Below are 11,349 nucleotides of genomic sequence, written 5' to 3'. Positions count from 1 at the left end.
GAGGCTGCCCTTGGGGATGCCGAGCTGGAGGACGTTCATCCCGCCGACGGCGGCTCGAGCCGGGGTGCGACCACGCGCCAGTCCTCGCCCTCGACGCGGCGGAAGAAGCAGCTCGCGTAGCCCTCGTGGCAAGCGACGCCGCCCACCTGCTCGACGCGGAGGAGCACGGCGTCGGCGTCGCAGTCGACCAGCAGCTCGCGCACGTGCTGCACGTGACCGGAGGTCTCGCCCTTCACCCAGAGGGCGTTGCGCGAGGTGCTCCAGTAGGTGGCCTTGCCGGTCGCGAGGGTGTGCCGCCACGCCTCGCGGTTCATGTAGGCGACCATCAGCACCTGACCGGTGCGGACGTCCTGCGCGATCGCCGGCAGGAGGCCACCCCGCTTGTCGAAATCGGGCTCCGGCATGCGCGGTTCCTAGCACGCGCGGCGGTGCGAAGGCGAGCCGAGAGCGTGCACGTTCGTGAGTGGTCGAGGCTGAGCGCGCAAGCAGCGGACGGGCCCCGGGATGAGGAAAGGTGGGAGGCCGAGCGCGAGAGCGCTCGAGCGGGCCGACGGGGTCTGGGGGCATCGGAGCAGCGGAGCGCGCGCAGCGCGCGAGCAGCGGACGGGCCCCCAGATCAAGAAGGGTGGGAGGCCGAGCGCGAGAGCGCTCGAGCGGGCCGACGGGGGTCTGGGGGCATCGGAGCAGCGCAGCGCGCGAGCAGCGGAGGGGCCCCCGGATAGTTGGACGCCGCCGGGGCGCCTCCGCTAAAGGGGGCGCATGAAGCTCAGCGAGATCGCGCGCGCGCTCGGCGGCGAGTTGCGCGGCGACGGCGGGGTCGAGATCGTCGACGTGGCGCCGATCGAGGATGCGGCGCCGGGGACGCTCACCTTCCTGGCCGACCGCCGGCTGGCGGCCCGCCTCACCACCACGCGAGCCGCCGCCGCGCTCCTGCCGCGCGACGCGCCCGAGGTCTCGCTGCCCTCGGTGCGCGTCGTGCATCCGTACCTCGCCTTCGTGGCGGCGGTCGAGCTGCTCCATCCGCTGCCGCCGCGCCCGGCGCCGCGCATCGACCCCACCGCGGTGATCGCGGCGAGCGCGCGGCTCGGCCCGGGTGCGCTGGTCGGCCCGCACGTCGTGGTCGGCGAGCGCACCGCCATCGGTCGCGACGCCACCTTGCACGCGAACGTCACCATCTACGACGACGTGGCGATCGGCGACGGCTTCACGGCGCACGCCGGCGTCGTCGTGCGCGAGGGGACGCGCATCGGCGACCGCGTCGTGCTGCACGCCGGCGCGGTGATCGGTAGCGACGGGTTCGGCTACCTCCCGCTCCCCGAGGGCATCCGCAAGATCCCGCAGATCGGGACCGTCGTGCTCGAGGACGACGTCGAGGTCGGCGCCAACGCCACCGTCGACCGCGCGGCGCTGGGTGCGACCGTGGTCGGCCGCGGGACGAAGATCGACAACCTGGTCACGGTGGCCCACGGCTGCCGCATCGGCCCCGAGTGCCTGCTCGCGGCCCAGGCCGGGCTGGCAGGCAGCACGACGCTCGGGACGCGCGTCATGCTCGGCGGGCAGGTGGGGCTGGCCGGGCACCAGACGGTCGGGGACGGTGCGCAGGTGGCCGCCAAGTCGGGCGTGCACGGCGACGTCCCGGCAGGGGCGGTGTACGGCGGCTACCCGGCGACCGAGGTGCGGGTGTGGCGGCGGGCGTCCGCCGCGCTGCTCAGGCTCCCCGAGGTGCTCCGCCGCCTGCGCCGCATGGAGCGGGCGCTCGGCCTCGGGGAGGAGCCGCCCGGCGAGGAATGACGAGGGTTTGACGCGGCGGAGCCCGATCGCTACGGTGTTGGGCCTTCTCGTGTGTCCATGAAGATCGCGCTCGACGACATCAAGGCCACGCCGAAGGAGCTCGCGTACACGGAGGGGGTGGAGGAGCTGAACGCGCGCCTCGACCGCGGCGTCCACGACTACCGCGTGCCGCGCGGCCTCGATGTGCAGGCGGAGTACTACCGCGCGGGGCTCGACGTCTTCTTCCACGGCTCGCTCCGCGGCCAGGTGGTCGGCACGTGTGCCCGCTGCCTCGAGGAGTACGCCTTCGGCCTCGATCATCCCTTCGTCTTCGTGCTCGAGCCGCGCTCGGTGGCACCCAGCGAGTCGGCCCGGCTCTCCGCCGAGGACCTCGCGCTCAGCTACTACGAGGGCGAGGAGATCGACCTGACGCCCCTCGTGCACGAGCAGATCATCCTCGCGCTGCCCACCCGCCCGCTGTGCGCGGAGTCCTGCCGCGGCCTCTGCCCGCGCTGCGGCGCGAACCTGAACGCCGGCGCGTGCGGCTGCCCCGCCGCGCCGCCCGATCCACGCCTGGCGGTGCTGCACACGCTGCGCGGGAAGTGACGCGGGGCAGAGGAGGATCCTCGCATGGCGGTACCCAAGCGCCGCACCTCGGCGAGCAAGCGCGACAGGCGGCGCGCGCACGACGCGCTCTCGGCGCCGCACGTGATCGCCTGCCCGCAATGTGGCGAGCCGACCCTGCGCCACCGGGCGTGCCCGCACTGCGGGACGTACCGCGGGCGCAAGGTCGTCGAGACCGAGGAAGGCTGATCCGGGGCGCGGCGCAGCGGGCCACGCGGGCCACGGCCCCGGCGGGCGCCGTCGTGGTGTGCCTGTTCCCCGGCCAGGGCTCGCAGCAGGTCGGTATGGGCCGCGACCTGGCGGTGGAGTTCCCGGTCGCGCGCCGCACCTTCGAAGAGGCCGACGCACGGCTCGGCATGGCGCTCTCCCGCCTGTGCTTCGAGGGCCCGGAGGAGGTGCTGCGGGCGACGGAGAACGCGCAGCCGGCCATCCTGACCGCCAGCGTCGCGGCCTACCGCGTGCTCGTGGAGACGACCGGCCTCGCGCCGGCGGCGGTGGCGGGGCACAGCCTCGGCGAATGGTCGGCCCTGGTCGCCGCCGGGGCGCTCGCGCTCGGCGACGCGGTCGTGGGCGTACGCGAGCGCGGGCGGCTCATGCAGGAGGCGGTGCCGGCGGGCGAGGGCGCCATGGCGGCCATCCTCGGGCTCGAGGCCGAGGCGGTGGCCGCGCTGTGCGCCGAGGCGGCGGCGGGCGACGTGCTGGTGCCGGCGAACCTGAACGGGGGCGGCCAGGTCGTCGTCGCGGGGCACACGCGCGCGGTGGATCGCCTCCTGCCGCTGGCGGCCGCCCAGGGCGCGCGGGTACGGCTCCTCGCCGTCAGCGCGCCGTTCCACTGCCCGCTGATGGAGCCTGCGGCCGGTGGGCTGGCGCGTCATCTGGCCGGGGTTGTCTTTCACCCGCCCCGGCTGCCGGTCGTGACCAGCGTCGAAGCGCGTCCGGTTCGCGACGGGGCGGAGCTGCCCGGGCTGCTCGTCAAGCAGGTGACCGCGCCCGTGCGTTGGGAGGAGACGGTGCGCGCGCTCGCCGCGCTCGGCGCCACGCTCGCCCTCGAGACGGGCCCCGGTCGGGTACTCTCCGGGCTCACCCGGCGGATCGCGCCGTCGCTGGTGAGCATCCCGGCGGGCGACGCGGACGGCATCGCGCTCGCGCGCGAGGCGCTCGCCGCATGAGCGGCACGCTCGCCGGCCAGGTCGCGTTGGTGACGGGCGGCTCGCGCGGCATCGGGCGCGCCATCGCGCTGCGCCTCGCGGCCGCCGCGGCGATGGTGGTGGTCAACTACCGCGAGAACGCCGCCGCGGCCGAGGAGACGGTCGGCCGGATCGCCGCCGCCGGCGGCCGCGCGTCCGCGGCCCGCTTCGACGTCGGCGACGCCGCGGCAGCCCGTGTCGGGGTGCAAAACATCGTTGACGAGCACGGGCGGCTCGATCTCCTGGTCAACAATGCGGGCCTGACCGTGGACGCGCTCCTCCTGCGGCTCAAGGAGGAGGACTGGGAGCGCGTGCTGCGCACCAACTTGACGGGCGTGTTCCACTGTACGAAGGCCGCCGTCCGTGCCATGGTCCGCGCCCGGTACGGGAGGATCGTGAATCTCACCTCGGTGGTGGCGGAGATGGGCAACACGGGGCAGGCGGCGTATGCGGCGGCGAAGGCGGGCGTGATCGGGTTCACGAAGTCGCTGGCGCGCGAGGTGGCGGCGCGCGGCGTCACCGTGAACGCGGTCGCCCCCGGCCTGGTCGAGACGGACATGACGGCGGGGCTCGACGACCAGCAGAGGGCCTTTTACACGAACGTGATTCCCGCGGGCCGCATCGCCACGCCCGAGGAGGTCGCCGCGGCGGTCGCGTTCCTCACCTCCCCGGACGCAGGCTACATCACCGGGCAGGTGCTGCACGTGAACGGCGGCCTCTACATGTGAAGCGCGCCTCGTCGGGCGCGAGAAGGTCAAGGAGGAGTGATGGGATCCAGCGTGGAGCAGAAGGTGAAGGAGATCATCTGCGAGCAGCTCGGCGTGAGCGAGGAGGAAGTCACGCCGCAGGCCTCCTTCATCGAGGATCTCGGCGCGGACTCGCTCGACATCGTGGAGCTGGTGATGGCGCTCGAGGAGGAGTACGACATGGAGATCTCGGACGAGGAGGCGGAGAAGATCCGCACCGTCCAGGACGTCGTCAAGTATATCGAGAGCCACAAGTAGAGATGCGCACCCACCGCCCACACAACCCGGACCGTCCGATGAGGAGGGAGGCCGAGCGCGGAAGCGCCGGGGGGAGCCGCGCGGGCGTTGGTCTGGGGGCATCGGAGCAGCGCAGCGCGCGCGTAGCGCGCGCGAGCAGCGGCCGGGCCCCCGGGTGAGTTCAACGGGCCCCCGGATGAGTTCAATCGTGATCGGCGCCGACCACGGCGGCGTCGAGCTGAAGGACGCTCTCGTCGCCGAGCTGCAGGCGCGCGGCGAGGACGTGCTGGACGTGGGCACCAGCGGCCCGGCCTCGGTCGACTACCCCGACTACGCGCGTGCGGTGGCCGAGCGGGTGTCGCGCGGCGAGGCGGCGCACGGCATCCTCGTCTGCACCAACGGGATCGGCATGAGCATCGCCGCCAACAAGTTCCCCGGCGTGCGGGCCGCGCTGGTGGGCGACGCCACGGCGGCGCGCATGGCGCGCGAGCACATCGACGCCAACGTGCTCGTCTTCGGCGGCGGCATGACGGGGAAGTTCCACGCCCGCGAGCTCCTGCGCATCTTCCTGGAAACGCCCTTCGCGGGCGGGCGGCACCAGCGGCGCGTGGACAAGATCGGCGACATCGAGCACGAGGTCGGACTCAGAGCGGCGAAGGGAGCCCTCAGATGAGCTCGGCCCTCGAGCGCACCGACCCGGCAGTCTTCGCCGCCGTCCAGCGCGAGACGGAGCGGCAGGAGCACAACCTCGAGCTGATCGCCTCGGAGAACGTGGTGAGCGAGGCGGTCCTCGAGGCCCAGGGCTCGATCCTCACCAACAAGTACGCCGAGGGTTACCCGGGCCGGCGCTACTACGGCGGCTGCCAGTTCGTCGACGAAATCGAGCGGCTCGCGATCGCGCGCGCCACGGCGCTCTTCGGCGCCGAGGGCGCCAACGTCCAGCCGCACTCGGGCTCCCAGGCGAACATGTGCGTCTACTTCTCGCAGCTCGAGATGGGCGCCGCCATCCTCTCGATGAACCTCGCCCACGGCGGCCACCTGACGCACGGCAGCCCGGTCAACTTCTCGGGCAGGTATTTCCGCGTCGTGCCCTACGGGGTGCGCGAGTCGGACGGCCGCATCGACCTGGAGCAGGTGCGCGACCTCGCCCGCCGCGAGCGCCCGAAGATGATCGTGGTCGGCCATTCCGCCTACCCGCGCGCCATCGACTTCGCGCCCTTCCGCGCCATCGCCGACGAGGTCGGCGCCACTCTGTTCGCGGACATGGCGCACTTCGCCGGCCTGGTCGCCGCCGGCCTCCACCCCTCGCCCGTGCCGCACGCCGAGTTCGTCACCACCACCACCCACAAGACGCTGCGCGGTCCGCGCGGGGGCATGATCCTCTTCCGCCAGGCCTACGAGAAGACAATCAACTCCTCCGTCTTCCCGGGCAACCAGGGCGGGCCGCTGATGCACGTGATCGCTGCCAAGGCGGTCGCCCTGCACGAGGCCTCGACGCCCGCCTTCCGCGACTACCAGCGGCAGATCGTCGCCAACGCGAAGGCGCTCGCCGCGGGGCTCCTCCGCCGCGGCTTCCGCCTCCTCTCGGGCGGCACCGATAACCACCTCCTGATGCTCGACCTGCGCGGCACCGAGCTGACCGGCAAGCTCGCCGAGGAGACGCTCGACAAGGCGCGCATCACGGTCAACAAGAACGCGGTGCCGAACGACCCGCGGTCCCCCTTCGTCACCAGCGGCGTGCGCATCGGGACGCCGGCGGTGACCTCGCGCGGGATGAAGGAGGCCGAGATGGACGTCGTCGCCGAGTTCGTCCGCCGCGGCCTCGAGCACGTGGGCGACGACGCTGCGCTCGCCCGCCTGGGCGACGAGGTGCGGGAGCTCTGCCGGCGCTTCCCCATCTACCGCCACCGGCTCGTCTAGCTCCGGCATGCGCTGCCCGTTCTGCCACGACCTGGAGAACCGGGTCGTGGACTCGCGCCTCGGTAAGGAGGGGGACGCGATCCGGCGCCGCCGCCACTGCGAGCACTGCGGCCGGCGCTTCACCACCTACGAGCGGGTCGAGGAGTCGCTCCCCATGGTGGTGAAGAAGGACGGCCGGCGCGAGCCCTTCGAGCGCGCGAAGATCGTGAACGGGCTCAAGCGCGCGTGCGAGAAGCGCCCGGTGTCGGTCGACACCATCGAGGCCGTGGCCGACAAGATCGAGCACCAGCTCCAGGAGAGCGGCGAGCGGGAGGTCACCAGCGGCACGATCGGCGAGGCCGTGATGCGGGAACTGCACGCGGTCGACGGGGTCGCGTACGTGCGCTTCGCCTCCGTGTACCGCTCGTTCCGCGACGTGCACGAGTTCATGCGCGAGCTGGAGGATCTGATCGCGGAGCGCCGCCGGAAGCCGCGCCGCCGGACCGCCGCCCGGCGCCGCCGCCGGCGCGCGTCGTGACCGCCGCGGCGGACGCGCGCTTCATGGCGCGCGCCCTCGCGCTGGCGGCCGAGGGCCTCGGGCGCACCTTCCCGAACCCGCCGGTCGGCGCCGTCTTCGTGCGCGGAGGGCGCGTCGTCGGCGAGGGCTTCCACCGCCGCGCCGGGGCGCCGCACGCCGAGATCGAGGCCCTCCGCGCCGCCCGCGGGCGGGTGCGCGGCGCGACGCTCTACGTGAGCCTCGAGCCGTGCACGCACCATGGGCGCACGCCGCCCTGCGTGGACGCGCTGCTCGGCCTCGGCCTTCGGCGCGTCGTCGTCGCCATGGTCGACCCGAACCCCCGCGTCGCCGGGCGCGGCATCGCACGGCTCCGCCGCGCCGGCATCCCGGTGGTGGTCGGGCCGGGTGCGGACGAGGCGCGCCTCCTGACCGCCGGCTATCGCTCGCACGTGCTGCGCGGGCGGCCGCTCGTCACGCTCAAGCTCGCCGCCACGCTCGACGGCCGCATCGCGGCCGCGGGCGGCGACGCCCGCTGGGTCACCGGCCCCGCGGCGCGCCGCCTCGCGCACGCGCTGCGCGACGTCTCGGATGCCGTGCTGGTGGGCGCGGGGACGGTGCGCGCCGACGATCCGCGGCTCACCTGCCGCCTGCCCGGCGGCCACCATCCGGTGCGCATCGTGCTCGCCGGCCCGGCGCTCAGGCTGCCGGCGCGGGCGCGCGTGCTCGAGCGCGGCGGCCCGCCCACCTGGGTGGTCGCGCCGCGTGGCGCGCCGGCAGGGCGCGCGGCGGCGCTCCGCCGGCGCGGCGTCGAGGTGCTCCTCGTGCCCGGGCGGCAGGGGCGGGTGCCCTTCGCGTCGCTCGTGCGGCTCCTCGGCGCGCGCGGCCTCACGTCGCTGCTGATCGAGGGCGGGGGCACGGTGGCGGCGGAGGCCCTGCGTGCGCGCGTCGTCGACCGTCTGGTGCTGTTCGTGGCGCCGGCGCTCCTTGGCGGCGATGCGGTGGCCGCCGTGGGGCCGCTCGCTCTGCGCCGGGCGCGCGACGCCGTGCGGGTCGCCGGCCTCGCCGTGGCACGGGTCGGGCCGGATCTGGTGCTCGAGGGGCGGGTCCGCTGAAGCGTCAGAGACGATCAGGCGGTCCTACGCCGTCGACGGGCGCGAGGACCTGACGGACAGCCTCGGCCGGCCGCTCGGCACGATCCTGCGCGTGCGGGCGCGCTGATGCGCCGTCCGGCGCCCGTCCGCGCCGGCCGGACACGTAGCGCGGGGCGTCACCCGGTACATCGCCCAGAACTGGTCGTTGCCCTGCTGGAGGGCGGGACGGTGGAGGGCCGAGCGCCCCGGGCTGTACTGGCGCTACGCTCCGGCATATGAAGATGCGGGATGCCAACCTGGTTGAGCTGCGCTCCGTGCGGCCCCGGTCCGTTCGCCGGAGCCCCGGGTCGGACATCTTCGTCCTTGACCCGCCCGTTGCTTGGCCTCAGACTTGACGCCGTGCGGACGGCTCCCAGTTGCGTGCCCGGCATCGTCCCCCGGCTCGTCCGGCGGAGGCCGACGCCCCACGCCTCATCGCATGCTTGTGTGCTAGAGAGCTTGCGGGAGGGAGTGCGGTGAACTGGTCATACCTGGGCTTCTGGGCGGCGGGCGGCCTGGCGGGCCTGGTGTCCGGCGTCTTCATACTGCGCGCCCGCCGCGTCCTCACGCCCGCCGCGTTCGGGGCGCTCGTGATCGCGTGGGTCGGCTTCGCCATTGGCGCCAAGTGGCAGCACCGGCTCGAGTACCTGCCGGTCCTCACCGCCTTGTGGATCTCGCCGCAGGAGATCTTCGAGCCGGGGATGCGCCTGCCGCTCGGCCTGGTGACCGGCGCCGTGCTGGCGGGGCTGTGGTGCGTGCTGTTCCGTGCGCCGTGGCGGGAGGTGGGGGATGCGCTCGCCGTTGCCGCCTCGGTGCTCATTCCGATCGGGCGCCTCGGGTGCCTCGCCAATGGCTGCTGCATGGGCGGGGTCTGCCGCCGGTTCGCGCTCTTCTGCATGCGCTTCCCCCCGGAGACCGAAGCCTACGGCGCGCAGCTCCAGCACAACCTGATCTCGCCGGGCGATCTGCTGTCGCTGCCCGCCCACCCCTTGCCGGCCTACTTCGCCGTCGCCTCGCTCCTCACCCTGGCGGTGCTGCTCTGGCTCCTTCGCCGTGGTGCGCCCGCGGGATCCATGCTGGCGACGTTCTGCATCCTGCGCCCACTCACCAAGCTGTCGCTCGAGCCGCTGCGGGCGGTACCCCGCCCCGGCGCGCTGATGCTCGGGATTCCGGCGACCGTGCTCCTCGTGACCTGCACGGTTCTCGGCGTCATGTTCGTTCGCCGCGCCGCGGCCCGCACGGAAAGGCGGGCTCGGCTCGGCCCGAAGGAGGCGGCGTCCACATGACGGTGTCCGAAGGCCGCCCGGGCGGCAGCGCGCCGCCAGAAAGGAGATCGTAAAATCATGTCGTCGTCGATCGGTCGCGGCGGGCAGGACGTGCTCGGCACCAGCATCACCGGCGTGGGTGCCGAGATACCCTCCAGGGTCGTGACCAGTGCCGAGGTCGAGGAGCGGGCTCGGATCGGGCGGTTCGGGTTCGAGCGGGGATGGCTGGAGCGGGTGACCGGCGTGCGCGAGCGGCGGTGGGCCGACCCCGACGTCCACCCGAGCCAGCTTGCGGCCGCCGCCGCGCGCAAGGCGCTGGCCTATGCCGAGGTCGACCCGCTGGCGGTCGACGTGGTCGTCTTCTGCGGCATCACGAAAGACTTCATCGAGCCAGCGACGTGTAACGCCGTCGCCGAGGCGGTAGGCGCGCGCGACGCGCGCGTCTTCGACCTGACGAATGCATGCAACGGGTTCATCGACGGCCTCGACCTGGCGGACTCCCTGATCCGCTCCGGCAAGGCGCGGCGCGTGCTCGTGACCACCGGCGAGCGGGTGTCGGATCACATCGCGTGGCAGTCGCGTACGGTCGAGGAGTTCATGCACACGGTTGCCAGCCTCGTCCTCGGCGACGGAGGGGGGGCGGCACTCGTGGAGGCGGGCGCCGACCCACAGCGCGGGCTCCGCCAGCGAGAGTTCCGGAGCGACCCCGCCCAATGGCGGCTCGCGGTCGCGGGCCGGACGCGGCCGAGCACGCAGGCCTGTGAGATATGCGGGGCCTTGATGGACATGCCGTTCCTGTGCGACGGGCGGAACCTCTTCGCGGTCGGGTTCCAGATGATGCCGCCCACCTTCGCCGCGGCGATGGAGCGCACCGGGTGGCGCTACGAGCAGCTGGACCTCGTCTTCTGCCACGAGGCCTCGAAGCGCTTCGTCGAGAGCGGGATGGCGGACCTCGGCCCCGAGGGGAATCCCGGCCCGAAGATCTGGAGCACGGTCGAGCGCTTCGGCAACACCAGCACGGTGAGCCTGCCCCTGCAGATGTGGGAAGCGCACGTGGCCGGGGCCCTCGTCCCCGGGGCCAAGGTGCTGATGCTCGGCGGCTCCTCCGGGGTCAGCATGGCAGCCGTCACGATGGTCTGGTAGGCGACCCGGCGTGAGCCGCGAGGCCCGGGCGCAGCCTCGACGCGAGATCGAGATGACGCGATCGTCCCCCGTCCGCGTGCTCGCCACGAGCTTCATCGCGGCCGCGCTGGCGGCGGCCGTCGACACGGTACTCACGCTCGGGTCCAATCCCGATCCTGCGCGCGCCTCCCTCCGCCTCGGGCTGGCGGTCTCTCCGCTCCTGACCGAGACGGCCTGGGGGTGTCCGGCCGGCCTGATCGCGGGCTGGCGCTTCGGGGGCGCCGGGGTCGCCGCGGCGGCGGTCATCGCGCCGTGGGCGCTCGGCATCGTCCTCGACGCCTGGCGGGCCGGCCAGACCACCGTCGCCCTGGTGATCGTCGGGATCATCGTCACGCTCGGCGGCATCGCCCTGGGTCGTCTCGCGGTGGACGCCGCCGCGGGGATGGCTCGCGTGCCGGCGGCCCCCCGCCGCCTGGTGTGGACGGCGGCGGTGCTCGCGCTCCTGGCGAGCGCCCTGTCGGTCACCCGTAGCGGGCTTCGCACCTTTGGAGGCGGGACCGGTCCCTGCGCCTCGGGAGCGGCGCCGGCGGGCCCGAACATCCTGCTCGTCTCGGTCGATGCGCTGCGGGCCGACACCGCGCGAAGGATGCGCAGCTACCAGCGCCTGGCCGCGGCCGGCATCGAGTACACGGAGCATTTCACCAGCTCGCCGTGGACGCTCCCCTCGATCGCTTCGCTCATGACCGGTCTGCCCCCCGACCAGCACCGCGCGGGCCTGAGCCTCTCGACCTATGCGCTTCTGGCCAAGACGCCGGTGCCGGCTGGGCTGCCGTCGCTGCCCCGCACGCTCGG

14 protein-coding genes are annotated in these 11,349 nt (G+C 73.8%); 13 read left to right on the top strand and 1 reads right to left on the bottom strand.

The genetic code is table 11. The features are described from left to right. Positions 1–35 precede the first annotated feature (35 nt). Positions 36–404: a phosphoribosyl-AMP cyclohydrolase gene (gene hisI, locus E6J59_04490; GenBank protein TMB22181.1), complete on the bottom strand. Its 369-nt coding sequence runs from the start codon at positions 402–404 to the stop codon at positions 36–38. Between the two features lie 355 nt (positions 405–759). On the opposite strand from hisI, the gene lpxD reads away from it, so the two are divergent. The 13 genes from lpxD to E6J59_04425 all read left to right on the top strand — a co-directional run. Further along, entirely contained in the window at positions 760–1,791 is a 1,032-nt protein-coding gene (gene lpxD / locus E6J59_04485) for a UDP-3-O-(3-hydroxymyristoyl)glucosamine N-acyltransferase (protein ID TMB22180.1), read from the top strand. Between the two features lie 57 nt (positions 1,792–1,848). After that, positions 1,849–2,376, top strand: coding sequence for a DUF177 domain-containing protein (locus tag E6J59_04480; GenBank protein ID TMB22179.1), 528 nt, complete (start codon positions 1,849–1,851; stop codon positions 2,374–2,376). Between the two features lie 24 nt (positions 2,377–2,400). Further along, positions 2,401–2,583 (top strand): 50S ribosomal protein L32, encoded by a 183-nt coding sequence (locus E6J59_04475; protein TMB22178.1) that lies wholly within the window; start codon positions 2,401–2,403, stop codon positions 2,581–2,583. Beyond that, positions 2,496–3,563 (top strand): ACP S-malonyltransferase, encoded by a 1,068-nt coding sequence (gene fabD, locus E6J59_04470; protein TMB22177.1) that lies wholly within the window; start codon positions 2,496–2,498, stop codon positions 3,561–3,563. Before E6J59_04475 ends, fabD begins: the two co-directional genes overlap by 88 nt. After that, positions 3,560–4,309: a 3-oxoacyl-[acyl-carrier-protein] reductase gene (gene fabG / locus E6J59_04465; GenBank protein TMB22176.1), complete on the top strand. Its 750-nt coding sequence runs from the start codon at positions 3,560–3,562 to the stop codon at positions 4,307–4,309. Before fabD ends, fabG begins: the two co-directional genes overlap by 4 nt. Positions 4,310–4,348: 39 nt before the next feature. Further along, on the top strand, positions 4,349–4,585 hold the full coding sequence (acpP, locus tag E6J59_04460) for an acyl carrier protein (GenBank protein ID TMB22175.1): 237 nt from the start codon (positions 4,349–4,351) through the stop codon (positions 4,583–4,585). Between the two features lie 175 nt (positions 4,586–4,760). Beyond that, entirely contained in the window at positions 4,761–5,237 is a 477-nt protein-coding gene (gene rpiB, locus E6J59_04455) for a ribose 5-phosphate isomerase B (protein ID TMB22174.1), read from the top strand. Then, positions 5,234–6,484, top strand: a complete 1,251-nt coding sequence (locus tag E6J59_04450) for a serine hydroxymethyltransferase (GenBank protein TMB22173.1) — start codon at positions 5,234–5,236, stop codon at positions 6,482–6,484. Before rpiB ends, E6J59_04450 begins: the two co-directional genes overlap by 4 nt. Before the next feature lie 7 nt (positions 6,485–6,491). Next, complete coding sequence (gene nrdR / locus E6J59_04445) at positions 6,492–7,001, top strand: transcriptional repressor NrdR (protein ID TMB22172.1); 510 nt, start codon at positions 6,492–6,494, stop codon at positions 6,999–7,001. Positions 7,002–7,024: 23 nt separating this feature from the next. Next, positions 7,025–8,092 (top strand): bifunctional diaminohydroxyphosphoribosylaminopyrimidine deaminase/5-amino-6-(5-phosphoribosylamino)uracil reductase RibD, encoded by a 1,068-nt coding sequence (gene ribD / locus E6J59_04440; protein TMB22182.1) that lies wholly within the window; start codon positions 7,025–7,027, stop codon positions 8,090–8,092. 395 nt (positions 8,093–8,487) lie between these two features. Next, a complete protein-coding gene (locus E6J59_04435; protein ID TMB22171.1) occupies positions 8,488–9,396 on the top strand; it encodes a prolipoprotein diacylglyceryl transferase in 909 nt (302 codons plus the stop codon). Between the two features lie 57 nt (positions 9,397–9,453). Continuing rightward, entirely contained in the window at positions 9,454–10,518 is a 1,065-nt protein-coding gene (locus E6J59_04430) for a ketoacyl-ACP synthase III (GenBank protein TMB22170.1), read from the top strand. A 52-nt stretch (positions 10,519–10,570) separates the two neighbouring features. After that, positions 10,571–11,349: hypothetical protein (locus tag E6J59_04425; protein TMB22169.1), on the top strand; the 779-nt coding region annotated here is incomplete at its 3' end.

This window comes from Deltaproteobacteria bacterium (assembly GCA_005879795.1).
GTDB lineage: Bacteria > Desulfobacterota > Binatia > DP-6 > DP-6 > DP-6.
This window is presented reverse-complemented; position numbering and strand designations above follow the sequence as displayed.

Excerpts from the sequence above, each read along its gene's own strand:
- E6J59_04450 (TMB22173.1), top strand. The coding sequence starts at position 5,234 with ATGAGCTCGGCCCTCGAGCGCACCGACCCGGCAGTCTTCGCCGCCGTC.
- E6J59_04475 (TMB22178.1), top strand. The coding sequence starts at position 2,401 with ATGGCGGTACCCAAGCGCCGCACCTCGGCGAGCAAGCGCGACAGGCGG.
- acpP (TMB22175.1), top strand. The coding sequence starts at position 4,349 with ATGGGATCCAGCGTGGAGCAGAAGGTGAAGGAGATCATCTGCGAGCAG.
- E6J59_04430 (TMB22170.1), top strand. The coding sequence starts at position 9,454 with ATGTCGTCGTCGATCGGTCGCGGCGGGCAGGACGTGCTCGGCACCAGC.
- rpiB (TMB22174.1), top strand. The coding sequence starts at position 4,761 with ATGAGTTCAATCGTGATCGGCGCCGACCACGGCGGCGTCGAGCTGAAG.
- lpxD (TMB22180.1), top strand. The coding sequence starts at position 760 with ATGAAGCTCAGCGAGATCGCGCGCGCGCTCGGCGGCGAGTTGCGCGGC.
- fabD (TMB22177.1), top strand. The coding sequence starts at position 2,496 with ATGTGGCGAGCCGACCCTGCGCCACCGGGCGTGCCCGCACTGCGGGAC.
- hisI (TMB22181.1), bottom strand. The coding sequence starts at position 404 with ATGCCGGAGCCCGATTTCGACAAGCGGGGTGGCCTCCTGCCGGCGATC.
- E6J59_04480 (TMB22179.1), top strand. The coding sequence starts at position 1,849 with ATGAAGATCGCGCTCGACGACATCAAGGCCACGCCGAAGGAGCTCGCG.
- ribD (TMB22182.1), top strand. The coding sequence starts at position 7,025 with ATGGCGCGCGCCCTCGCGCTGGCGGCCGAGGGCCTCGGGCGCACCTTC.
- nrdR (TMB22172.1), top strand. The coding sequence starts at position 6,492 with ATGCGCTGCCCGTTCTGCCACGACCTGGAGAACCGGGTCGTGGACTCG.
- fabG (TMB22176.1), top strand. The coding sequence starts at position 3,560 with ATGAGCGGCACGCTCGCCGGCCAGGTCGCGTTGGTGACGGGCGGCTCG.